Source organism: Enterobacter cloacae complex sp. IR5384, assembly GCF_049237265.1.
GTDB lineage: Bacteria > Pseudomonadota > Gammaproteobacteria > Enterobacterales > Enterobacteriaceae > Enterobacter > Enterobacter cloacae.
Genome location: NZ_JBMKHJ010000042.1, coordinates 1 through 23,506 on the forward strand (window position 1 = coordinate 1; position 23,506 = coordinate 23,506).

27 protein-coding genes are annotated in these 23,506 nt (G+C 53.1%); 22 read left to right on the top strand and 5 right to left on the bottom strand.

Annotated elements, in window-relative coordinates; translation table 11 throughout:
• Window positions 1–258: 258 nt before the first annotated feature.
• The 4 genes from ACOTX3_RS22825 to ACOTX3_RS22840 are packed head-to-tail and all read right to left on the bottom strand — an operon-like array spanning window position 259 to window position 4,356.
• On the bottom strand, window positions 259–1,977 hold the full coding sequence (locus tag ACOTX3_RS22825) for a hybrid sensor histidine kinase/response regulator (RefSeq protein ID WP_421631648.1): 1,719 nt from the start codon (window positions 1,975–1,977) through the stop codon (window positions 259–261).
• Complete coding sequence (locus ACOTX3_RS22830; protein ID WP_000238872.1) at window positions 1,974–2,462, bottom strand: molybdopterin-dependent oxidoreductase; 489 nt, start codon at window positions 2,460–2,462, stop codon at window positions 1,974–1,976. The genes ACOTX3_RS22825 and ACOTX3_RS22830 overlap by 4 nt, the downstream gene beginning before the upstream one ends.
• Complete coding sequence (locus ACOTX3_RS22835; RefSeq protein ID WP_001245143.1) at window positions 2,455–3,438, bottom strand: hypothetical protein; 984 nt, start codon at window positions 3,436–3,438, stop codon at window positions 2,455–2,457. The genes ACOTX3_RS22830 and ACOTX3_RS22835 overlap by 8 nt, the downstream gene beginning before the upstream one ends.
• A gap of 3 nt (window positions 3,439–3,441) precedes the next feature.
• On the bottom strand, window positions 3,442–4,356 hold the full coding sequence (locus ACOTX3_RS22840; RefSeq protein ID WP_000891983.1) for a helix-turn-helix domain-containing protein: 915 nt from the start codon (window positions 4,354–4,356) through the stop codon (window positions 3,442–3,444).
• A gap of 313 nt (window positions 4,357–4,669) precedes the next feature.
• Between ACOTX3_RS22840 and ACOTX3_RS22845 the strand changes: the two genes are divergently transcribed.
• The 22 genes from ACOTX3_RS22845 to ACOTX3_RS22950 all read left to right on the top strand — a co-directional run bounded on the left by ACOTX3_RS22845 (window position 4,670) and on the right by ACOTX3_RS22950 (window position 22,931).
• Window positions 4,670–4,978 carry a hypothetical protein gene (locus ACOTX3_RS22845; RefSeq protein ID WP_000062770.1) on the top strand — a complete coding sequence of 103 codons (309 nt, stop codon included), beginning with the start codon at window positions 4,670–4,672 and terminating at the stop codon, window positions 4,976–4,978.
• Window positions 4,971–5,186, top strand: coding sequence for a hypothetical protein (locus tag ACOTX3_RS22850; RefSeq protein WP_001112907.1), 216 nt, complete (start codon window positions 4,971–4,973; stop codon window positions 5,184–5,186). The genes ACOTX3_RS22845 and ACOTX3_RS22850 overlap by 8 nt, the downstream gene beginning before the upstream one ends.
• Window positions 5,187–5,188: 2 nt before the next feature.
• Window positions 5,189–5,851, top strand: a complete 663-nt coding sequence (locus tag ACOTX3_RS22855) for a lytic transglycosylase domain-containing protein (protein WP_000958205.1) — start codon at window positions 5,189–5,191, stop codon at window positions 5,849–5,851.
• 10 nt (window positions 5,852–5,861) lie between these two features.
• The gene (locus ACOTX3_RS22860; protein ID WP_000175462.1) at window positions 5,862–6,161 is read left to right on the top strand and encodes a TrbC/VirB2 family protein; all 300 of its coding nucleotides are present in this window, start codon (window positions 5,862–5,864) and stop codon (window positions 6,159–6,161) included.
• Between the two features lie 9 nt (window positions 6,162–6,170).
• Complete coding sequence (locus ACOTX3_RS22865; protein WP_000153996.1) at window positions 6,171–8,921, top strand: VirB3 family type IV secretion system protein; 2,751 nt, start codon at window positions 6,171–6,173, stop codon at window positions 8,919–8,921.
• Between the two features lie 18 nt (window positions 8,922–8,939).
• Complete coding sequence (locus ACOTX3_RS22870; RefSeq protein ID WP_000770034.1) at window positions 8,940–9,656, top strand: type IV secretion system protein; 717 nt, start codon at window positions 8,940–8,942, stop codon at window positions 9,654–9,656.
• Between the two features lie 11 nt (window positions 9,657–9,667).
• On the top strand, window positions 9,668–9,952 hold the full coding sequence (locus tag ACOTX3_RS22875; protein ID WP_000769859.1) for an EexN family lipoprotein: 285 nt from the start codon (window positions 9,668–9,670) through the stop codon (window positions 9,950–9,952).
• Between the two features lie 17 nt (window positions 9,953–9,969).
• Entirely contained in the window at window positions 9,970–10,977 is a 1,008-nt protein-coding gene (locus ACOTX3_RS22880; protein ID WP_000014166.1) for a type IV secretion system protein, read from the top strand.
• Between the two features lie 76 nt (window positions 10,978–11,053).
• The gene (locus ACOTX3_RS22885) at window positions 11,054–11,194 is read left to right on the top strand and encodes a hypothetical protein (protein ID WP_000873539.1); all 141 of its coding nucleotides are present in this window, start codon (window positions 11,054–11,056) and stop codon (window positions 11,192–11,194) included.
• Window positions 11,187–11,873 (top strand): virB8 family protein, encoded by a 687-nt coding sequence (locus tag ACOTX3_RS22890; RefSeq protein WP_001293055.1) that lies wholly within the window; start codon window positions 11,187–11,189, stop codon window positions 11,871–11,873. The genes ACOTX3_RS22885 and ACOTX3_RS22890 overlap by 8 nt, the downstream gene beginning before the upstream one ends.
• Complete coding sequence (gene virB9 / locus ACOTX3_RS22895; RefSeq protein WP_001045307.1) at window positions 11,866–12,759, top strand: P-type conjugative transfer protein VirB9; 894 nt, start codon at window positions 11,866–11,868, stop codon at window positions 12,757–12,759. Before ACOTX3_RS22890 ends, virB9 begins: the two co-directional genes overlap by 8 nt.
• On the top strand, window positions 12,756–13,952 hold the full coding sequence (gene virB10 / locus ACOTX3_RS22900) for a VirB10/TraB/TrbI family type IV secretion system protein (protein WP_000980841.1): 1,197 nt from the start codon (window positions 12,756–12,758) through the stop codon (window positions 13,950–13,952). Before virB9 ends, virB10 begins: the two co-directional genes overlap by 4 nt.
• 3 nt (window positions 13,953–13,955) lie before the next feature.
• A complete protein-coding gene (virB11, locus tag ACOTX3_RS22905; protein WP_000342114.1) occupies window positions 13,956–15,005 on the top strand; it encodes a P-type DNA transfer ATPase VirB11 in 1,050 nt (349 codons plus the stop codon).
• Complete coding sequence (locus ACOTX3_RS22910; RefSeq protein ID WP_000979494.1) at window positions 14,992–15,393, top strand: cag pathogenicity island Cag12 family protein; 402 nt, start codon at window positions 14,992–14,994, stop codon at window positions 15,391–15,393. Before virB11 ends, ACOTX3_RS22910 begins: the two co-directional genes overlap by 14 nt.
• Before the next feature lie 90 nt (window positions 15,394–15,483).
• Window positions 15,484–15,801 (top strand): TrbM/KikA/MpfK family conjugal transfer protein, encoded by a 318-nt coding sequence (locus ACOTX3_RS22915; RefSeq protein ID WP_000683352.1) that lies wholly within the window; start codon window positions 15,484–15,486, stop codon window positions 15,799–15,801.
• A 26-nt stretch (window positions 15,802–15,827) separates the two neighbouring features.
• Complete coding sequence (locus ACOTX3_RS22920) at window positions 15,828–16,163, top strand: hypothetical protein (protein WP_000610141.1); 336 nt, start codon at window positions 15,828–15,830, stop codon at window positions 16,161–16,163.
• Window positions 16,139–16,447: a hypothetical protein gene (locus ACOTX3_RS22925; protein ID WP_000212005.1), complete on the top strand. Its 309-nt coding sequence runs from the start codon at window positions 16,139–16,141 to the stop codon at window positions 16,445–16,447. The genes ACOTX3_RS22920 and ACOTX3_RS22925 overlap by 25 nt, the downstream gene beginning before the upstream one ends.
• Window positions 16,444–18,645, top strand: a complete 2,202-nt coding sequence (locus ACOTX3_RS22930; RefSeq protein ID WP_001241818.1) for a type IA DNA topoisomerase — start codon at window positions 16,444–16,446, stop codon at window positions 18,643–18,645. The genes ACOTX3_RS22925 and ACOTX3_RS22930 overlap by 4 nt, the downstream gene beginning before the upstream one ends.
• Window positions 18,642–19,034, top strand: a complete 393-nt coding sequence (locus ACOTX3_RS22935) for an H-NS family nucleoid-associated regulatory protein (RefSeq protein WP_001079960.1) — start codon at window positions 18,642–18,644, stop codon at window positions 19,032–19,034. Before ACOTX3_RS22930 ends, ACOTX3_RS22935 begins: the two co-directional genes overlap by 4 nt.
• A gap of 708 nt (window positions 19,035–19,742) precedes the next feature.
• Window positions 19,743–21,650, top strand: a complete 1,908-nt coding sequence (locus tag ACOTX3_RS22940) for a type IV secretory system conjugative DNA transfer family protein (RefSeq protein ID WP_000575554.1) — start codon at window positions 19,743–19,745, stop codon at window positions 21,648–21,650.
• A 14-nt stretch (window positions 21,651–21,664) separates the two neighbouring features.
• Window positions 21,665–22,411: a MobC family replication-relaxation protein gene (mobC, locus tag ACOTX3_RS22945; protein WP_000909125.1), complete on the top strand. Its 747-nt coding sequence runs from the start codon at window positions 21,665–21,667 to the stop codon at window positions 22,409–22,411.
• Window positions 22,404–22,931 (top strand): phospholipase D family protein, encoded by a 528-nt coding sequence (locus ACOTX3_RS22950; protein WP_001232861.1) that lies wholly within the window; start codon window positions 22,404–22,406, stop codon window positions 22,929–22,931. Before mobC ends, ACOTX3_RS22950 begins: the two co-directional genes overlap by 8 nt.
• Before the next feature lie 31 nt (window positions 22,932–22,962).
• Here the strand turns inward: ACOTX3_RS22950 and ACOTX3_RS22955 are convergent, their stop codons facing one another.
• Window positions 22,963–23,394 (bottom strand): hypothetical protein, encoded by a 432-nt coding sequence (locus ACOTX3_RS22955; RefSeq protein ID WP_001531161.1) that lies wholly within the window; start codon window positions 23,392–23,394, stop codon window positions 22,963–22,965.
• Between the last annotated feature and the right edge of the window lie 112 nt (window positions 23,395–23,506).

Genomic DNA, 23,506 nt, shown 5'->3' on the forward strand with positions numbered 1-23,506 from the left:
AATGATGTCACGCTGAAAATGCCGGCCTTTGAATGGGTTCATGTGCAGCTCCATCAGCAAAAGGGGATGATAAGTTTATCACCACCGACTATTTGCAACAGTGCCGTTAAGGCTAATCAGGGCAGGGGGTAGGGTGGCAGAGTTTATAGCCAGGTAACCGGCTACGCCGGGCTTTCGGCGCCATTTGACTCCACAAATTTTCAAAATTCGCAACGATCGAGAACACCAAAGCTATAATCGCAAATATTACGACAATGCCTACTCACTTTTGACTCGTCCTTGATTTGACATACCCTCATGTATTTTAAGGTTTATATCTTTTAACCTGACAGGTTTAGTTAACAAAGGAGCCTGTCCGATAGAGTGTGCATCACTGTATGCGCTGATGAATATGAAAGGCGTGGATCGATTAGGATTCTGACTGCTACTAACAGTTGCATACAGCTCATCACCTGTCATGCCTGGCATTTGTAAATCACTCAGGACAACGTCATAAGGTTTACGCAGAAGCTTTTCCAGGGCTCGTTCAGGCGAGGTTGTAGCCTCGACAATGTATCCAGCATTAGTAAGCAGACTGGAAAGAGACGAACAGGCCATTTCATTATCATCAATAACAAGCAAGCTAAGAACGCCGAAGACATCTCCGGGAGCTGAAGCAGATACCTCAGCTGTTGCAAGGCTGCTATCTCCCAACTTGATAGGTATTCTCACTGTAACAGTTGTACCTACATTTACTTCACTAGATATATGAATAGTACCTTTTAATAGTCTGATTATCCCTGCAACAATAGCAAGTCCCATCCCAAATCCAGGTACAGTGGATTTCGAATCTACAACTCGTGTAAATGGTTTAAATATGAACTTTAGTTTGTCTTTAGGGATTCCCTTTCCGGTATCAGAAATGACAATATTTAATACCTTACCTTTTTCTATAAAGTAATCTACATTAACTTCCCCGCGCTCAGTGTACTTAATAGCGTTACTGGTTAAGTTTTCAATTACTTGATTAAGGCGTAGAGCATCTGTAAAAATCACTGCATCATTATTGTTTTTTATTTTAACTGTGACATCCTTTTTTTCATAAATAGCAATGCAATCCTGCACAGCGTTAGTAACAATTGCTTGCAAGCTATTATAGGTGTTTTTTATCTCTACAGATCCGTTGTCAATTTTTGCAAATTCAGCCAAATCATTTAACTGGCGCTCCATTTTCGAAACAGCAGTTTCAAGTCGTTCTATCTGACCAGATTTAATCCCTCCACTCAGATTATTGGTTACGACATCAATGATAGACACTATTGCCTGTAAAGATGTTCTGAGTTCATGGCCTACCATACCTAAAAATGCATTTTTACTGGCAAAAGCAGCCCGTTCTGATAGTAACAATCGGTTAATTTTACTTATGTAAATAAATAGGACAAAAAGAAGTAAGGAAATCAACCCACCTGTAATAAAAAGCAGAGTCCATAACTGCTGACGTTTGCTCCTGAAATCTTTAAGAGCGTCATTCCTTTGTGCTATTTCAGCCATATCAGCAAGATTTGTAACGGTTTTAGTTAGCGGTTTTATATCAGCTATGATTGTACTTATTTTTTTATAATCAGGGTGATTATGCGAAAGCAGCCCGTCTATGTCTTCAAGCTTTTTGTTTATCGAATCAATTGTTTCTTCATAGCCTTGCTGTTTATATAGAGGTGCAGTCGCCTCACTCTTTACATAAATAACATTCAAACGAGAATAAAGGATATCGAATTTAAGCCTAACATCGTCAATAGTATTATCGCTATTGATTAGCGTGTAAAGCTCATTCAACTGTATAATGAATTTTGCCACTGAGAAACCGTAGTTTTCTTGGGTGCCAGCGACGGTGTATAAATTTTTCTCCGATAAAAGACTGGTGTACTTAACAACACTAGACACAGTGAATGCTATCAACAAAAGCAGAGCAACCAAAATGATAAAGAAATTTTTTTTCATTTGAGCACCGTAATTTTGTCTATCTGCCAAATGAACCGTGCAAGATAGTGTGGCGTGTTAAGCTCAATATAATGTTCATCTAAAGGATATACCAAAAAATAAGGTCCAAAATCCCTTATTTGAAGCCTTTTTCCATCCATTTCTGTAGCCAATAAAATGTTATATTTTTCAACGTCATTCATGTCTACAATGATTTCATAATCATTCAGAGCATGGAATTTTAGCTTTGCTCCATTAGCGCCAGCGAGTTTTAAAACATAACTTAGGTCGACGCCCTTGAATTTTACTTTTTTACCGGTTGGCGTCCAAGGTGTTGTCGTTACGATGGTATCCCGTGGGAACGAATCAAACTGCTTTTCAGTAATCACATAACCTTTATCACTGTTAGCATTAGCGATTGAACCATCTATAACTATATCCCCAATATTGCTATATGCACTAATTGACAAAAGCATTAGGGATAAGAATGATATTATTTTAACCATAAAGATACTCCCTGTAATTATTTTCCACCATTTTAACCAGTTGGAAATCTTCACTACTCTGAATTTTTTCTAATCTTTTATTCCCAACATAAATCGACTTACACTTACTGTAATACTTTGTTCTTAATTCTGGCGGTATTGTATTAAACACGCATTCAGTAGGTACACCAAATCCAGCGGCTATATGCAATGCAGAGGAGTCACAAGTATAAACGTTGCTAGCATACTTAATTAGCGCTATGAAATCTTTCGTATGGGGTGAATACTTTGATATGTTAATATAATTTTTATGATTCACATCCACGAAACCTAGTACCGTTTTTCCTTCGCGCCTAGAAAGCATATCAACTATGTCATAATAGAACTTCGACGGTATACTTCTTATTTTTGTGCTAGCAATAGGTGCAAAAAGTGTGTAGTTTTCAAAAACTGGCGCTCCGAGATCAATATTGCCTAACCATTTATTAGATAGCTCATTATGGTTAACATCATCAAGTTTCACGCCAAGACCTTGGATAAAATAATCATGCATTTCCATAATATGGAAATCTGGAGAATATAGCTGATTTCCCACATCAATATTCAATGCAGTACAAGGCAATTTCTGAATATGAAAAGGCATGTAATGAAGCTCATCTATAACCGAGGATGCTAATTCATACAGTTCCTCAACATATGACGGTGCAGTCTCCGGTCGAATAAGCTTAATTTTAATCTTGGGATTCTTTTTTTTGATTGCTGACAGCACAGAAATCCCGACGATAGAATCACCTAATGTCACTCCCATGCCATTGATCACATTTAGGTGTTCTATTTCAGAGTAATCACTTGAGAATTTTTGTATATTCCAGTTTTTTATAAGACCATTGTTTAATGGTAAAATATTTTCATAGCTTAGCTTCTGATAATCGTAAGGTGCTACGATCAAACTATCGTTACTTATCAAGCTACCGGAATATTCAAGTAAATTTCTCATAATCTATCTGGCGAAATATTTTTCAATGTTAGATTTGATGATGCCTGATTTAATCGGCTTTTCGTATGGTCCCACAATGTCATAATCATGAATTGACTTTACAATTTCATCATCTTTTATACCAGATAGTTGACCTGTAAGAACGATTATCATTGCATTTTTATTTTTTGACGACCTTATAGCTTTAACCAACTTAAAGCTTGTTTCATCACCGATGATCCAGTCCAAAACATATGCGTCATACGGATTTGTTGCGACAGCTTGAGTAAGTTTTTTCAAGTTATCATAAGTATCTACTTGATAATAATCGTTCGAAAGGATTTCTTTTAAGCTTTCGGTGATATTAGCATCGTCATCAAGTAGTGCAATTCGATACTTAGTGCTGCTAATTACCTTTGGATTTATGACAATACTTTCTATGCTTCGTTTTGATTCATAAAGCAGTTCATCTTTTAAATCATTTGTCGGAAAAATGTTCCATTGGTCAGCTACTTTCAGTGCTGAGTATTCTGTGTTTACTTCCGAACCTTCAGGATAGAGGCATACCTTACAAGAGTGTTCACTGCGGCCATCGTTCCAGATCGCATCTTGAATTTCTTTATTATCCTCATAATAAATACGGAAAAACTCAATCATATCCATGCCAACGGATTGGACTACTTTTATGAGTTGCTGAACCTCCCACTTGGTCGCACCATTCAACTTCTTATAGCCCGCTGATGTAGTGATCTGTAGCACCTTACTTATGTAACTATTGTGCTTTACCTTGGAAATACCTTTTTTGGTCAATACCTTCGCCAGTACCTCTATCACTTTTGCATCATCGAGATCTTGCATTTTTATTACTCTGAATTTGGAGATTTTCTTGATTTTATCCTGCCAGTATTTTTTTTCAATTTTTTCAAACATCTCCAACATTTTACACAGCTGAAAAAGTCCTAAAAATTGGAATCATTCTTAAATCGATACTATAAGTTATAATTTTATTGAATACCCAACTTATAAGCACTATTGTATTAATCAAATCATTAGCTCTTTAATAACCTAGCAGCGGCGTTCCCCGGTCAGGATAAGGAGGTGTTTTCTGTGACTGCGTAAAGAGATGACGTGCCGCGCCTGTAATGGGTAACACTCTCACTCCTCTGTATCGTTAAGCCTCCCGTTTAATCCTTCCCTGTCTCCCACTGTGCACCGCACGCGGGTGGCTTACTCATACCCAGGAGAAACAGCCATGAGCATGCAAACCGTCCGCCGTAAGGCGCTGCGTCAGAATCCTTATTCAACTCTCGGCAAGCCGCCGCTACGCTCCTCCCGTGACCGTATCACGCGTGCCATTAATGGCACCTGGTCGCTCAGGGAGCTGCCGGATAACGTCCGAGAATTGCTAATTGAACGGGCAGCCCTGCGGGCAGAAATCACTACCCTGACTGTGAAAGCGCAGGGACTCAAAAAATCCGATGTATCCGTACTTATTGCCGACAGGCTGCGACGTATCGATGCAATCACCTCACTGCTGGAAAATAGGAAATGTAATGCCTGACATCACGCCTGCTCCGGCCTCACTGCTTGAAGCCGTATTCACCCCCATGACCGAGTACACGCACAACGTGTATTCGGTGAAGGGTGATCGGCTGGCAATGACGCTTACAAAAATCGGTGTTGCCCAAGCTAACAGCCAGGGCGACATTCAGTTATTTATCAACCCGGACTGTGCCACCGGTAAGGTACTGCTCTACAGAAAGGACTGACTATGTTAACCACTGCCGCGTTGTTTCAGCTCGCAATGCAGTGTGCTCCCGCCGTTCACCCCGATACCATCCACGACATCACCCGCACCGAATCCGGCTTAAATCCATATGCCATCGCTGAGATTGTCCCGGTAAAGGGCGGCAGGAGCCGCGTGATTTCTCATCTGCCTTCGTCGAAAGACGAGGCGCTAAAAATTGTGGAGGCCATAAAGCAGAAAAAGCACCGTTATTCAGTAGGGCTGATGCAGATAACCAGCACCAACTTCCCGCAGTTCGGCGTAAGCGCCGAATCCATGTTTAACCCCTGTGACAACATGACTGTTGCCGCGAAAATCATCACCGACTGCTATCAACGAGGAGGAACATTACAGCGCGCCCTGAGCTGCTATTACTCAGGCAACTTTGAAACCGGCCAGCGCCCGGAAAGCGCGTTCGGCAACACAAGCTACGTACAGCGTATTGGCTACGTTGTGCCCTCAACGCGGGCAGAACAGCAGACAGCATCTCCCTCATCCGGGGAAGCGCCTGCCGTCCCGTCCGACAACACTGTTTACCCGGATAGCGTCATACGCGGCGTAATTCCGGCACCCGACACCACCCCGACCAGCATCGCTGCTTATCCGCCACATGTCGTGCGCGGCGGCCTCGCTGTGTCTTCTGATTAAGGAAGAGATCATGACTTTACGTACTATCAAAACCGCTGCAACCCGCCTGATTGCCGCATTTTCCGCCCTGTCTGCTGTTCCAGCAATGGCGGCCAGCGCTGACCAGGCATTTCAGAAAGGCAGTGACGCCATTAACTGGGTCTTCCTCGGCCTAACTGGTATGTCAGTCGTCACTATCAGCTGTGCGGTGGCCTTTATCGCCTACAAGATGCTTGTTGACGGCAAGGCCTGGCACGATCTCCAGCGCGTGTTCTGGGCGGGTGTCCTGCTCGCCGGGGCGTCCGGGTTCGGTGCCTACTTCGCCGCCTAAGGAGGCAGCATGACCATCCTCAACAAGGCGCTGACCCGACCGGCGGCGCTGTGGGGGGTCCCGCTTGTCCCCCTGCTGTTCACCCTGTGCATCCTTACCCTGGCGGCCGTCTGGTCACGTTTTTACTGGCTTCTCCTGCTTCTCATACCTGCCTTTATCGAGCTGAGACGGCTGGCAAAAGAGGACATTCATTTCTTTGACCTGAAGTTGCTGGCGTTTAAAACGCGTGGCAACCGCGCGGCGACCCGGCATTTCGGGACAAAGGCGCTTGTCGCAAACCAGTACGACGCCATAGACGTTACGGAGTTTATAAAACATATGCGGCTCAACGAGAGTATCCCGCTGTCCCGCTATCTCCCCTGGTCTTCCCACCTGCACGAGCAGGTGGTGAAGAACAAAAAAGGTGACTTTGTCAGCACCTGGGAGATCGGCGGTATCATTTTTGAATGCGAGGATGAACATTACCTCGCCACCCTGGACATGCAGCTCAACAACGTTATCCGCTCCTTTGAGGGGCTACCCGTTACCTTCTATACCCATCTGGTGAGCGACGAATTTACCGACACGCTTGAATGTGAATCCGGGATTCCGTTTTCAGATGAAATCGCGCGTCTGTTTTACGCCTCCCGCGAGGGCAAACCTTTCTACCAGCGTCGCCTCTTCTTCACCGTCTGCTTCAATCCGCACACCGGCATTGAGCGGGCGACCATGAAACAGAAGTCCCTGGGCGAACGTAAAACCCTGCTCGACAATGCCCTGCAGGTGATGCAGGAGCACCGGCAAGCGATTGGCACGGCGCTGTCACGCTACGCGGCGCGGCCGCTTGGCACTTATGAGGAGAACGGGCACGTGTTCTCCTCCCAGCTGGCGTTTTACAACTTTCTGATCACCGGCAGGTGGCAGAAAGTCCGCGTCACCCGCACGCCGTTTTATGACGTGCTGGGCGGCACGGATATTTTCCCTTCCACCGACATTGGCCAGGTCAGCCACACCGACGGCCAGAGCTACTTTCGCGGGCTGGAAATCAAGGATTACAGCACTGAAACCATCACCGGGCTGTATGACTCGCTTCTTTATGCCCGCTGCCGGTACCTGTTCACGCAGTCCTATACCTGCATGGGTAAGGATGAAGCGCGGGGCTGCATCCGCACCATCGAGAAACGCCTGAAGTCTGCCGAGGATGATGCGATCTCCCAGCAGGAAGACCTGAAGGTCGCCCGCGACATGCTTCAGTCCGGCATTATTTCATTCGGGAAATATCACCAGACGCTTATTGTCAGCGCCCCAACCAGCGAGCAGGTTATCCGGGACACCAACACCCTGGCGGATACCCTGAAGGATCTCGGTTTCATCATGACCCTGTCCCGCGAGTCGCTGTCGGCGGCGTATCTCGCGCAGTTGCCGGGTGTGTATCACCTGCGCCCGCGTCTGGTGCCGGTGAGCAGCCTCAACTACGCCGAAATGGTGTCGTTTCACAACTTTCACCCGCACAAGCGGGACGGGAATGCCTGGGGGGAGGCGATTGCCGTTGTTCCGACCCCGTCCGGGGGATGTCAGTACGTGAATCTGCACAACAGCCAGGCCGATGTTGACGAGTTCAGCGAGAAGCCGCCGGGTAACACCATGCTGCTCGGCAGTACCGGGACGGGGAAATCGACCCTGCTGATGATGTTCCAGCATCTGATGCAGAAATACCGGCGTCCTGAGTCGTTTGCGCCGGGGGCGACGAAAAAGCGCTTCACCTCGGTGGTCTTTGATAAAGACCGTTCGGCGGAAATGTCGATACGCCTCCAGGGCGGCTCGTACTTCCGTTTCCGTTCAGGCGAGAAGACCGGCCTTAACCCGTTTGCGCTCGCTCCAACGAAACGTAACCGCAACTTCCTCAAGAAGCTGATGCGAATGATGTGCACAAGGGACGGCAAACCGCTCGACCCGCGCGATGAAGAACGCCTCAGCGAGGCAGTGGACACCATCATGCTGGACTACCCGCCTGAGCTTCGTCGCAACGGCATCACCCGCATGCTGGAAGTGCTGCATGAAGCCCCGACGAAGGACGCACGGATGAACGGGCTGCGCATCCGTCTCCAGCAGTGGGCGCAGGGCGGGGAGTTTGGCTGGGTGTTTGATAATGACGTGGACACCTTTGATATCGACAATATTGATAATTTCGGCATCGACGGCACGGAGTTCCTGAACGACAAAGACGTGCGCAGCCCGCTCACCTTCTACCTGCTCTACCGCGTGACCAGCCTCCTCGATGGCCGCCGCCTGGTCATTTTCATGGATGAATTCTGGAAATGGCTTCAGGACCCGGAGTTTTCAAAATTCGCCCTCGACATGCTGAAGGTCATTCGAAAGCTCAACGGCATTTTCTTCCCGGCCACGCAGTCGCCGGAGGAGATGTGCAAGCACGAGATCTCGGCGGCCATTATCGAGCAGTGTAGTACCCGCATCTTCATGGCGAACCAGCAGGCGAAGGAGTACGACTACGTGGACATGCTGCGGGTGCCGAAAGCGGTTTACGACATCGTGACCACCCTCGACCCCTACGCCCGCCAGATGGTGATCATGAAATCTCCGCTGCGGCGTGGTGACGTGCGCCCGTATATCGCACAAATCACCCTCGACCTCTCCGGGCTAGGTCGCTACACGAAGCTGCTCAGCGCCAGTGCGGACAACCTGAAAATTTTTGACGAGATCTGGCAGGAGGGTATGAAGCCGGAAGACTGGAAAGACGAAATGCTGAGACGTGCCGTTTAATCACAAAAGGATAACACCATGAAACTGAAAACCACCCTGACGGCGCTGACCGTCGCCTTGTGTCTCTTTCACGTCCCGGCTCAGGCCGGTATTCCCGTTTTTGATGAAGTAGCCAACGCCAGCAACATCCAGCAGTGGGCGGAGAAGCTCCAGCAGTGGCAGCAGACGGTTCAACATTATCAGTCGCAGATGAACGCTTATAAACAACAGCTGGCAACGGCCACCGGTATTCGGGACGTCCAGGCATTCCTGAATCAGGCAAAAAACCTGACGGCTGACATTAAAAATCTGAAAAACAGGGGGATTTCCTTAAACGATCTGTTAACCGGCTCAGGCGGGTCTTATGCTGGGGAACTAAACAGGCTGTATGACAAATACAAACTGTTCGACAACTGCCCGGAGAACGCCAGCGAGGCGTACCGGGATAGCTGCAAACAGATGCTCCTCAATCAGGCGGTGTCCGTCGAGGACACTTCTGACATCCAGGAAAAAATTTCCGACACGCTGAGCGATATTAGTAATCTCGCCAGTCGCATCGAGAATGCGAAGGACAGTAAAGAATCGCAGGATCTGGCGAACGTAGTGTCCGCGCGGAGTATCCAGCTGAACGCCCTGACCACTCAATGGGAAATGTCGGTCAAACAAAGTGAGATGCGCAACCAGCTGCTTGCCGAACAACGCCGAAAGGCGCAGGCCGAGCAAATGCGCACAGCTCCAATCGCAGACCTTAACTAACAGGTGACCCCATGAAACTGAAGACACTGACCTTTATTGTTCTGGCCTCAGTGGCCGCGCTTACTGGCTGCGAGGATAAAACCTCCGTAGACTGGTATATGGCACACCATGACGACATGCTGGCGAAATACAGGGAGTGCATTTTTAATCATAATTTTGTGCCCACCGATTGCCAGAATGCACGCTCCGCCCTTCACCGTGAAAAAGCTAAACCTGATGTTGCCGAAGGATATAAGCAAATCCTGAAAGACCTTGATAAAGCTCGCGTGCAAGAGCCTATTGCTGACCTGAATTAGCGACAGGAGAACGCACCATGAGTGGAATATTCGTCGGATTAAACAGCCACATCATGGAGGGGTTTGACAGCGTGCTCACCAGCGTGGCCGCCGATACGGGGGGGTGGATGGCACACCTGTTCTCCGTCGCGGTGCTCTCGCTGTACATCACGTGGCGCGCCTACCAGACGATGGCAGGCAAGCTAGTCCGCCCCTTCGAGGAGATCGTGTGGGACGTGAGCCGGATGCTCATCATCATGATTTTCGTCACCAACGCCGGAGGCTATCTCGATCTGGTTTCGGATGCCATCACCGGCCTGCGGGACGGATTCAGCGGCGACGCGTCGATCTGGGCGCGGCTGGATACCGTCTGGGAAAAGGCTCAAGCACTTGGGGAGAAGCTTTACTCTTATGATGATTCAACCTATGTCGCTCTAAAAGGCACTCTGGCGCAGTTTCTGGTCTGGGCAGGCGTCATGTTACTGGTAGGCATCACGGCCATCATTAACCTGATAGCCGAACTGGTGATGCTGCTGATGCTGGCGACCGCCCCGATCTTTATCTACTGCCTGATGTGGTCGTGGTTCCGGGATATGTTCAGCAACTGGCTCAGAATTATTCTGGGCTGCATCCTTACATCCCTGTTCAGCGGCATCGCCCTGACGGTGGTAATGGATTACCTGGACTACATCCTGGCGGGCGCCACAAAAGCATCCGATGCCAACTACCTGACTCTGGCCGTTCAGGTCTTCCTCGGCACGGCGGGTGCCGCCGCCGTGATGGTCCTGACCTATAAGCTGGCCGAGGCGCTTGCCGGTGCATCCGCACAGGGTGCCGCTCAGGCACTTGCCGCGTCGGGAGTAGGTTCAGCCCGTCAATCCGCCTCCTCCGCAGCCGGTGCGGTGGGGGATAAAGCCTCACAGAACCTTAACAGCACCGGCAGCGCAACGGCCTCGTCTGCCTCCACGGCCTCCCGCGCCACCGGCGATGCGCGCAGCCGCAGCCGCGCCGCCGTTCAGCGGATGCAGGAACGCTACCAGAGATAACCCAGTCTGACTGAACTGCGGGACGCCGCAACGGCGTCCTGCGGCTTCGTCACGTCTTTACCACAGGAAAAACACCATGAAATACGGCATCACGCTGCTGATGCTGTGCCTGCTTGCAGGCTGCGCACAGCGAAACACCCAACTTCCGCCCGTGTCGGGCAACCCGGAGCCGGTCAATTCCCCGGCCATTATTCAGGAGTTAACCCCCCATGTCTGAACTTACCGCCAAAGCCCTGAGCGACTCGCGCTCGTTTGAGAACGCCATTCTTGAGCGGGATATGCGCATGAAAAAGGCGGGCTGGATCGTGGCGGCGCTCGCCGGTCTGCTGCTCGTCTTCGCCCTTGCCGCCCTTATCCTGCTGCTACCGCTCAAAACCACCACCGTGGAGCTGTACACGCTCGACCGTCAGACCGGGCGCATCGAGCGCGTCACCACCGTCGGCGAGGACAAGCTGGACACCTCCGAGGTGCTCAATCTCTCGCAGACTGCGTCCTACGTGAAGCGCCGCGAGGGGTACAACTATTTCGCCCTTCAGCAGGACTACAGAGAGACGCAGATGTTCAACAGCGACGAGGTCAACAAGGAATACCTCGACTGGTTTAACAGCCCGGACGCGCCGGACGCTGTGTTTCAGCAGGCGGCCTATGTAGTCACGGTGGAAGTCCTCTCCAACGTACCGTCAGAGGGCACCGGCTCCAGCATGGTGGAGATGCTGCGCATCAAGCGCACCATTCGAAAGGTCAAGGACAACACCGAAACGTATGATTACTGGACGGTGCGCATGACCTACCGCTATTTCCCGCAGAAGAAAATGACGGCCTCCGAGCGCGAGGTGAACCCGTTCGGCTTCATCGTCACCAGTTACCAGCGGTTTAAGGAGAAAAGCGATGAATAAGGTACTGATGTGTGCCCTCCTGCTGACCGCAGCGTCAGCATGGGGTGCGGCGACACCGCGCGGCAGCGCCTATGACAGCCGCATGCAGAACATCCCCTACAACAGCCAGAACACGACAGTGATTAACACGCGGGCGGGTTACATCACGACGCTGGTTTTTGACGCCGACGAGGAGGTGATCACCGCCACCGCTGGTTTTCCGCAGGGCTGGACGATCACACCCGACCGTAACCGCGTGGGGATTAGCCCCGCGCCGGTGAAGCAGCCGGTAACGGATGCGGACGGCAAAACCGTCCAGAAGATTTTCACCCCCACGCAGCAGGACTGGCAGACCAACCTGTTTGTGACCACCACAAAGCGCGACTACAGCCTGATGCTGAACGTGATCGATAACGATCGCGAGGCGGGAAATCTGGCCTTTGTGGTGCGCTTCAGCTACCCCGACGATACCCGCAGGCAGAACGACGCAGCCCGCCTCGCCCGTCAGCAGGAGCTTCAGGCCGCGCAGGAGAAAGAACGCATTCAGTTTGCCCTGAAGAAATCCACTGCGCCGCGCAACTGGAACTACACCCGCAGGGTGGCGGCAGGTTCGGAGTCGATCACCCCGGATTTTGCGTATGACGACGGCCGGTTTACCTATCTCGGCTTTTCACCGCAGAAGCTGATCCCGTCGCCGACCGTCATCGTCGGCGGCAGCGAGCAGGTGATCACCCCGACCTTCAGCACCGAGGGTAACTACCGGGTGATGGTACTGCGCTCTCTTTCTCCACGCTTTGTGCTGCGCTACGGCAGCCAGGTCGTGGGGATTGAAAACGGCAGTTACGGGAAAGTCACCGTGGCGAACGGCAGCACCGTCTCACCGGATGTGAAACTGGAGAGCAAATGATGAACGAACAGGAAGACATTAAAACCGCCGCCGAACTGGAGGCGGAAGCCCGCGAGCGGGCGCGGGCAGAGATTGACGGCGATAAACCCGCCGCAGGCGCGGTGCCACCCGGACAGCCACAGGTGGTGCAGCACGCGAAGCGCCGCAGCCGCCGCTCGCTCGTGCTGGCCGCCATCAGCCTGGTGTTACTGGTCATTATCGCCACCGGCGGGGATTACCTGATGGCGAAACTGAAGGGTGACGGCAGCGGAAAAAGCGCGAGCCATGAACCGGAATCGCACGCCACCTCCCCCGCCCGCGAGCGCAATAACCTCGGACGGGATCTGAACCCGCTGGGACAGCTGGCAGACACAACCGGCCAGGAGAAGACTACTCCGACTGATACCGCCGCGCCGCCGCAGGCATCACCGCCCCCCCTGACGTTTGACAAGGTCAGCGCCCTGGCAGACAGCGCCCCAACCACTGCAAGCAGCGCCCCGAAAAGCACGTCCAGCAGTAACGTATCACCTGCGGGCAGCGCGTCCGCGCCAGGCTCTGCAACACCCGCCGGGCAGTCGCAGGATAACGGGCTGGCGCGCATTACCGGCGTGAAGCGGCTCGGCCTCGATCCGGATTTGTACATTCCGGCCGACCGGCATATCCCCTGCGCGATGATGCAGCGCTTTGTATCGGACGTGGGCGGGCGCTTTAACTGCCTTATCAGCGAGGACATTTACAGCGCCAGCAACGCCGTGCGCCTTATCCCGGCAGGCACTGAGGCGCGCGGCCTGTACCGCACCGGCACGCTGAAAAACGGGCAGGGGCGTCTGTTCCTCGCCATCACCGAGCTGCGCACGCCGGAACCCGGCCGCCTGGTTATTCCGATGGTTGACAGCCAGGCCGTGGGGGCGCTTGGCGAGAACGGCGTCGCGGGCTGGATAGACAATCACTGGCTGGAGCGGATAGGTAATACCCTCCTGCTCGGCACGGTACAGGACTTTGCCGCTGCGGCCTCCGGCTCGTCGCCGGGCAAGGATCGCAACACGGACTACACGGAGAACACCCGCGCGGCCACGGCGGAAATGGCAAAAACGCTCCTGGAAAACAGCATCAACATCCCGCCGACGATGTACCTCAACCAGGGTGACGTGATTGGCCTGGTCACGGGGGCGGACATTGATTTTTCAGACGTCTACAGACTGCGCATGAGGTAAGCGATGGACGATAAACTGACTGATACCCCGTCAGAGGGCAACGTCGCGCTGTCACACCTGCGCGATCTGTTGTTCGGGGACTACCTGAGCCGGGAGGGGCTGACGGAAATTGCCATCAACCGCCCCGGAGAGCTGCACACAAAAATCAACGGGGCGTGGGAAATGCACGCCTCGCCGGTCACGCTGCGCCAGTGCTCGTCCTTTGCCAGGGCGCTGGCCGTGTGGAACAACGACACCATTGATGAAACGTCGCCTATCCTCTCGGCCACGCTCCCTACAGGAGAACGCTGCCAGATAGTGGTGCCCCCGGCCTGTGAGCGTAACACCATCTCAATCACCCTGCGTAAGCCGGACTACTTCCAGCGCACCCATCAGTCGTATATCGATGCCGGGTTTTATGACCGGGTGCAGGGTACAGAAAAGGTGGAATCAAAAGACGGGGAGCTGAGCCGCATATACCTGTCCGGGAATATCCCGCTTTTTATGGAAAAGTGCGTGGAGTACGGCAAAACGCTCTTTGTGGTGGGGGAAACAGGCTCTGGGAAAACCACCTACATGAAGATGCTGCTGCACTACATTCCCGAGACGCTGCGCCTTATCACCATCGAGGACAACCCGGAGCTGAAGTTTTACAGCCAGAAAAACTACGTTCATCTGTTCTACCCGGCGGACGCCGGAGAGGGCGCAATAGTCACCTCTGATCGCCTGGTGCGCGCGATTTACCGTATGAACCCCGACCGCCCCCTGCTCGCCGAGGTGCGTGGCCGCGAGGCGTGGGACGCACTCAAGCTGATTGAGTCCGGGCACGAGGGGTTTATGTCCTCCCTGCACGCGGGCAGCCCGCGCGAGTGTATCTCCGGGCTGATTGACCGCTGCTACGAGCATCCGGCGTGCCGGGGCATGCCGGTTGACGTGCTGCTGCGCAAGGTACTGCACTGCGTCGACGTCATTGTGAGCGTGGACGTTCACGGCAACGTGCGCCGCATGAGCGACGTCTATTTTAAACCCCTGCACATGCAGGCTATGAAGGAGAGTTTCAATGATGCTGCCTAAACTGACCGGCCTGACGGCGATCGTCGTCCTCCTGGCGGGCTGTTCTTCGCCACCGGAGCCTGCGGCCGTTGACTGGTCACAACCGGCGCAGCCGGTAACGACCACCCGGCCGGTATGGGAACCCAACCGTCTTATCGTGGCCTCGCCGGTGACGGAAGGGCACTGGTCGCAGGTGCTTACGCGTTTTGAACCCGGCGGGATTTACCCGGCCGCACAGTGGTACGCGGTTGCGCACGCCTCGCGCGCGGTAGTAAATGCCCCGGACGGCCAGCGCTTCTTTGCGGCCAAAACCTGGCTCCGCGAGGGCGGCTACAAGGGTGTGGTGGAGTTTCGCCCCCGCTCCGGCTGCCTGACCTGCGACACCTCAGAAATCGTCTTCTACCGATAACGGCGGCGACGGTCTGAGTCCTTCAGACCGTCACCGACGTTGAACAACCAACGGGCGTTAGCGCCCTGCTTCCCTTCAGAGGAAATCATCATGAAACACACCGTAATCACGGCGGCGCTGCTGTGCGCCCTTACTTCTCCGGCGTTCGCCGCCGATGGCCAGAATGCCGACCCGAATGACCCGTGCGCGATGGTGCTGTGCCTGGCCGGAAAGCTCGACGGCAGCAGTCCCGCCGAGTGTGACCCGATGTACAAAAATTTCATGAGCATCAAAAAGAAAAAAAAGGGGTCGTTTTTACCCGATCACACCGCCGCAGCGCGGCAGAAAAAACTGAGCGCCTGCCCGTCCGCTGACAGCGCCATTGTCGGCAAGATCATCTCGAAATTTGGCCGTATGAACGGTTGGTAAAACGGCAGCCGTAAAGGAGACACCACGTGATTAATCAAACCGTTTCTATTAATAACTTTTCCGGGCTGCTGAAAGATGAGGAGCTTCCTGCAGGTGATTTGCAGACGGTGCTGCTCGTTTTGTCGGAAATCAGCCAGAAACAGGATCATTTTCAGGCCAACACGTCCGAACTCGTCCAGCTCGCCGCGCAGCACTCGCCGACCTTCCAGGCATTACCAGCAGAACGTCAGTCGTTCTTCCGCTCCGTGCTCAGTATGCCGGTCTTCTTTTACACCGTTCCGCTGAGCGACGACGAGGCGGCGGAATGGGAAAAACTCAACGATAAGGATGCACTCCAATGGCAACAAAAACCGGATTTATAGCCCCGCCGTGGCCGCATGTGCGTGGTGATTCCGTTAGTGCCGCGAGCCTGATTTCTCGCATCGAGAAAGAAGCGCATCGCGGCTGCGGCCTGCATTACGAAATCTACCAATATCGCGCCCTGTGCGAATTGCACGATGTTCTGACCAGTCTCAGCGTCCGTGATGCTGAGACGTTCATGACAGTAGCGGCGGATCATGGCTTTAGTCTGTCTGATAACGACTTTCAGGAAAGTCGAATGATGTACTTCGAAACGATGGATGAAATCAGGAGAGATCAAGAATGAGACTGTGGATTGCAGAAAAACCCGCAGTCGCGAGCGATATCGCGAAAGCGCTGGGCGGCAACTTCACCCGGCACGACGGCTATGCCGAATCGGCGACCGATATCGTGAGCTACTGCGTCGGCCACGTGCTGGAAATGGTGCCCCCGGAGACGATCAACCCGGCCTACGCCACCTGGTCGCTCGACACCCTGCCGCTGAAGCTGTACCCGGTACAGCTTCAGCCAAAAGCGAGCGTGGCAAAGCAGGCTAATACCCTGGTGAAGCTGATTCGGCGCCCGGATATCAAAATGGTTGTCCACTGCGGCGACCCGGACGACGAGGGGCAGCTCCTGGTTGACGAGGTGCTGGAGTTCGCCGGAAACACCGCGCCGGTGAAACGGGCGCTTATTAACGACAACACCGCGCCAGCGGTGAAAAAAGCCATCAACTCCCTGCGCGATAACAGCGATTTTCGTGGGATGTACCTGAAAGCCCTGATGCGCAGCGCAGGAGACGCGATTTTTGGCTTCAGTATGAGCCGCTGTTACACCCTCAAAGCCCGCGATAAGGGCTATAAGGGCACGATTTCGGTTGGCCGCGTCCAGACGCCGGTGCTGGGAATGATTGTGCGCCGGTGGCGCGACAATCAGGCGCACAGCGAGGCGTTTTACTACCAGCTCGCAGGGCAGTTTATCAGCGGTACGGACGTTGTCTGCGCCCGCTGGCAGACGTCCGAATACGCGCCGGTGGACGATAAAAAGCGGCTGACGGATAAGGCCTGGGGGGAAGGACTCGCGAGGGCTCTGGCCGGAAAACCGGCCAGCGTGCTCGCGGCCGCCACCGACCGGGGAAAAACCACGGCCGCACCGCTGCCGTTTAACCTGCTGCGCCTCCAGGTGTATATGAACCGCAGGCACAAACTGACCGCGCAGCAGACGCTCGATATCACGCAGAAGCTCAAGGACAGTAAATACATTACCTACAACCGCTCTGACTGTTCTTATCTGTCCGATGAACAATTCAACGACGCGCCACAGGTGGTGGCGGCCTTAAAAACGCTCGACGTTTTTAACGGCCTTACCACCGACACGGCGCAAAAAAGTGCGGCGTTTGACAGTAAAAAAGTCACCGCCCACACCGCCATTATCCCGACGACGAACATGCCGGATTTAAGCCGCCTTACCGACAAGGAAAAGGCGGTTTATCTCACCATCGCGCAGTTTTATCTCGCGCAGTTCGTGGCGAAAAAGCGCTATGACGAGTCGATCGCGGAGATTAAATGCGGTGACGAGATGTTTAAAGTCTCGGCGCGTAAAATCACCGATGCGGGTTTTACGACGTTCCTGAACGACGCGGAAGAAGACGACGAGGAGGACGAAAACAGCACCTCGTTTGAGGCCATCAGCCGCCTGCAAACCGGGGCGACATTAACCTGCCGCGAGGTGGTGATTTCGGAGAAAAAAACTAAACCGCTGCCGCTGTTTACCGAGGCGACCCTGCTCGCTGCCCTCGTTCGCGTGGCCGATTTTGTCGCCGATCCGCGCATTAAAAAATTGCTCAAGGAGAAGGATAAAGACAAAAAAGATGAACACGGCGGCATCGGCACACCGGCGACCCGCGCGGCTATTATTGAGACGCTGAAAACCCGCGATTACATCACCGTGGAAAAGGGCAAATTTATCCCAACTGCCGCCGGGCTGGCGTTAATTGATGCCCTGCCCGACTCGGTGACGCAGCCGGATATGACCGCCGTATGGGCTGAAAAACAGGCGGCGGTTGAAACCGGCGAAATGACCATCGAGCGCTTTATTGATGGTCTTTACGCGGAAGTTTCCCGCCTGGTTGAGAGCGCCGATATTGCCATCAGCGCGACGGAAAAACATCCCGTTAAAACGGCGCTTAACCGCCTCGCGGTTAAATGTCCGTCGTGCGGTTCTGAGCTGGTTATGACGCCGAAAACCTGCGCCTGTACGGGCTGTCAGTTCAAAATATGGCTGGAAGTGCGCGGCAAAAAGCTGACGGAAAAACAGGCCGAGAAGTTAATCGGCAAGGGCAAAACCGACGTTATTAAAGGTTTTAAATCGAAGAAAAACGACGACACCTATTCGATGATCGTCACGCTGAAAAACGCGCAAACCGGGGAACTCGGTTTTGAATATCCACCACGCGATCCGCTGAAAGGATTGAACGTATCTATGCCGAAGGAGCTGAAATTATGAACCGTATCCAGGACGAATTAACCTCAGAGCGCGCGCTGAAAAAGTTTTTACGTGAAAGTGATTTTGCCTTTCTGGAGATGCTGAGTGCACGTATTTCAGCAGCGCTTGATGAAAAACGCGCAGAGCATATCGAGCAGGAAAAGCTACGCCGACAGCGGGAAGAAAAGCGCAATGAATTGCTGGCGCTGATTGAATCGGAGGGCTTTTCACCGACAGAGCTGGTTAGTACAACTCCCGCCAAAAAGTCGGCAAAACGCAAAGCTAAATATCAGTATTTTGAAAACGGCGTGCATAAAAAATGGTCAGGCGTCGGACGCGTGCCGGTTGTAATTCAGCAAGAACTTGACGCCGGAAAACCTCTTGAATCCTTCCTTATTACCACCGACTAACAACGGCACAGGGTCGGTTTTGACCTGGCTTTTCGGGCTTCGAAGACTGGCGAGCATGGCGATTCAATTTTGAAAAAATTGCTAATCGACAGGCCGCCTGAGTCTGCGAAGTGGCAGGAGGCGAGTAAATTCAATTTCGAAGAAATTGCTAATTTGCGTCGCCGATTCCACTTTTTGAGCGCTCACCCCAAGTGAGCCGAAAAAAGCCGGGGGGGGCCGAATAAATTTTGCCGCCCCAGCGAGCAAAAAGACGCGCCCACGCGTCGGTTTATTTGGGGGGCTTGCCCCCCACACCGTCGTGCCTAAGTCTCCGGCCAAAAGCCGGTAGCGTGGCGCGACCACCCCCTAAAAAGCCTAGTTTCCCTTTAATTCGTCTTGTGAGGAACGAACAAGGCGAAGAAAAGGGCTAAAACAGGCGTCTTTTAGGGGGTGGTCGCGCGTAGCGCGCGACGGTGTGGCCTCTTTTGACCTTGGGGGTTTTGGCCGGGCGTTCAGCCAGGACATTACCCCCATGCGACATGCAGTAAGGGCGTCCAGCCCGCGCGTAATGCCGCACGCCGTTAGATCGCGGGAGTGTACCTCCTGCGATCATGGCCGCTTAGCGGCCACTTCTTTTGCAGCATGGAATCGGTCAGTCAGAACGATCACAACCTGTGACCGTTCTGACTGACCGATGGTGCTGACCGAATTTAAGTGAAGGAGAATATCGTGATATTCGACAAACTGAATCATTTGCTGTCGCCGATAGCAAATGCCGTCCTGGCCTTTATCGCCTTTTTGCAGGCGCATCAACTGGCGTTAGCGCTGCTGTCCGGCGTCATGCTGCCTTTTATATTTTCTGCGAAACACGGCGGTCAGGAAAAGCCGACGTTTCTGCAAAGGATCTTAATTCTGCTTTCCATGATCTGTTTTGTTTTCGGCTCGATAGCGCCAGTGGCCGTCTGGTTTTTACAGCGCATTTATGGCCGGGAAGATATCGCCAGTCCGCCGCTGCTTACCTGGACAATGGCGCTACTGTTTACCGTCGCCGGTTTTATTCTGCACGTGGTTTTACGGCGTTTGATCTCGCCTGAATTTGATAAGGTCAAATGCGGCATGGTGAAAAAAACCAGCATGGAGCGCGACCGCAGAACCGACGTTCGCCGGGTAAAAGAAATTTTACCCGTCACCACAGAATACGATCCGATGGATTACATCGATCTGAATAAGGGGATTTTTATCGGGCTGAGCCGCGAGGGTGAGCCGCAATATATTCCGTTAAAAGAATGGCAGACCCAGCACGCCGACATTATCGGCACCACTGGTGCCGGTAAAGGCGTCGTAACCGGTATTCTGCTTTATCAGAGCATCCTCGCCGACGAGGGCGTTTTTGTTCTCGACCCCAAAAACGACGAGTGGGCACCGCACCTGTATAAAAAAGCGTGCGCGGACGCCGGAAAACCCTTTGTGCTTATCGACCTGAATAAACAGGAATACCAGATGAACCTTATCGACGGTATCACCGCCGACCATCTGGAGGAATTATTCGTGGCCGGTTTCAGTCTGGCGGAAAAAGGCGAGGCGGCGGATTTTTACCGTATCGACGACCGCAAGGCGGCGAGAACGGCGGCGCAGTTCGTGAAGGATAATCCGGGCGCAACCGTGCGGGATATTTATAACGGCGATTATGTTCAGGGCATTGGCGAGACGATTAAAGCCTTTCACGGTAAAACCGAGGAGCTGGCAATGCTCAACAGCATTAACGCGCCAGGCGGTTTTGCGCTGAAGGAGATTTTCGACAAGGGCGGCTGCTGCTATATCATCGGTTCGATGCGTAACTCTAAAATCATTACCGCGCAGCGCATGATTTTAGTTCGCCTGTTCCAGCTCGCGGAATTGCGCGACCGCGTCGCGGGGAATATCCGCCCCATCGCCATCTTTAAGGACGAGGTGAAATATCACCTGTCCAAACCGGCGCTCGAAGGGTTAGGCGCGGCACGCGATAAAGGCGTCCATATATTAATGGCGCACCAGTCAATTGCCGACCTGCGCGACTGTCCGGCGGATTTAAACGGCGACGCCGTGGTTGGGGCGGTTGTGGAAAACTGCAAGTTTAAGCTGGTATATAAACTTCAGGATCCAGACACCGCCGAATGGATTGCGCGCATGTCGGGCACGATTTTAGTCGATGATGAAAGCCGGAAAGTCACCACCACGGCGGTGCTGACAGAAAAAGTCGATAACGAGCGCATGCTTCGGCAGGCGGAAAGCTATTACATCGACAGCAATATGCTCCAGAACCTGCCGAAGTTCGTCAGCTATATCTTCAGCCAGAACGCGCTCGCGTTCCCGTCGTTAATCTCACCGCTCAAGGTTAAAAAAGCCCCACTGGAGCTGTTTACCCTGCCGCCGGTCGCAGTCGCTACGGTGGCAGAAGTTAAACCGGTGCTGGATCTGGATTTTGATAAAACGGCTCCGGCAGTTCCGGCACCTGACATTATTCCGGTCAGCGCAACAACCACCAAAAAACCCTCAGCAACGCCAATACCCACTCCGCCGGTGCAACCTGACGAGGAGTGGCTGATGGCATCACAGCCCGCTCCAAATGACGAAATACATTCGTTGCTGGATTTATAAAATAAGGAGTTTCTATGCTTATTTCGTCGTATCAGGAACGTTATGCACGCAGCACTGAAAAAATTCGCGTACTGCTGAATTTTCTCAAGGAGGAAACCTACAGCGATTTTCAAATCATAAAGCTGCTTTTTGATTTTAAATCTGACCGCCCTCTCTACCGGTTGTTGGAGAAGGTGGAGAAAATGGGGCTGATTCAGAAGCACGTGCATGAATCCCGCGCGTCGAGAATATCCCTGTGGGGCATTACCACCGACGGGCTGGCCGTTATCCTCACGGCGGACGACAACATAATGCCCGCCCGCTTTGAACCCTACCGCCTGACCGGCTGGTCACTCGACCATCACCTTGATAACCAGCTAGTGCGCCTTACGCTGGAGAAGAACGGCGCGACAGGGTGGATTAACGGCGACCGTTCAACGTTCCTCAGTCAGTACAGCGTCAAACACCGTCCCGACGGGCTTATCAGCCTGCCGGACGGCAGGCTGATCGCCGTTGAAACCGAACGACGTATCAAAACAAAGGCGCGCTATCAGTCCATCATGGCGAGCCACCTGCTGGCTATCAGCGATAAAAAATGGCGGTACGCGTTTTACGTCGCCCCGGACGAGGCGAAAAAGCGCGCCCTGAAGATTATTTTCGACAGCATCGCCAGCGTGATCGTGAAAAACCAGCATGTGCAACTGGAGGCAAAACACCGCGACGTTTTCCGCTTTTACACCCTCGATGAACTGAAAAACCTGGAGCTGGACAACTATGCGTAAAACCACCCTTCTGGTGCTGGCCGCCGCCCTCTGCGTGCCCGCGTTCGCCACCGCCGCGCCCGTCCTGACGGCGGGTTTTTCGCCGTCTGACGGGCGCCCTGCTCTTGAAATCGTGCTCGGCGCCATAAACAACGCCAGGCAGAGCATTGACGTCGCGGCCTACAGCTTCACCAGTAAGCCGGTCGCGACGGCGCTCGCCGGTGCTAACCGGCGCGGCGTGGCCGTGCGCGTGGTGGCCGACGAAAAGGCGAACAGCGACCGCTACACCGCCGTGACGTATCTGATAAACCAGGGCGTGCCGGTGCACCTTAACGGCCGTTACGCCATCATGCACAACAAGTTTATGGTGATCGACGGCAAAAACGTCCAGACCGGGTCGTTTAACTACACGGCAAGCGCCGTTTCGCGCAACGCGGAAAACGTGCTGCTGATCGAGGATGCGCCGCAGCTGGCGGAGGCGTACCAGCGAGAATTTAACCGCCTGTGGGATGAGGGCATCCCGCTGAATGCCCTGTACTGAATCAGCCCCGTCTGCGGACGGGGCTTTTTTTTTACTCCACTTCCAGCCAGGCTTTGCGTCCTTCAAGATGCAGCGCTTTCAGCATGGCGATCACGTCTTCTGCTGAACGTCCGCCATAGTTGAGACGGGTCTGCTCCCCTTCAAACTCCACCACGATAATGGTGTCCAGCGTCACCGACAGCAGCTCGCGGAGATCACGTAGCGTCTGCCCTGTACTGCGTGAATGCATGCACTGGGTTATCCGGTTGGCCGCCTCCTGGCACAATCCCTCTACGGCCTCGCGATATACCAGACGCTGATCGAGGTTGCCCTCGATGTCGCTGATCAGTTTAACCACCGCCGTTTTGACGGTTTTGATTTCAGGAAATTTCGTTTTTGGGGAGCCTGACTGCTCCAGCGGGGATACGCTGGTCGCCGGTGCAGCTTTAGGGGCGGTTGTCGGGGTGTGCAGGTTCATCGTCATGGTCGTTTCTCCGTCAGTGTGAATTTCGTCTTCGTATCGCCTGACGGTTCGGCCTGCCCGGAGTCGTTCTGGTCAGCAAGGGCGCGCAGCGTGCCATTTACCCTTGCTGTCC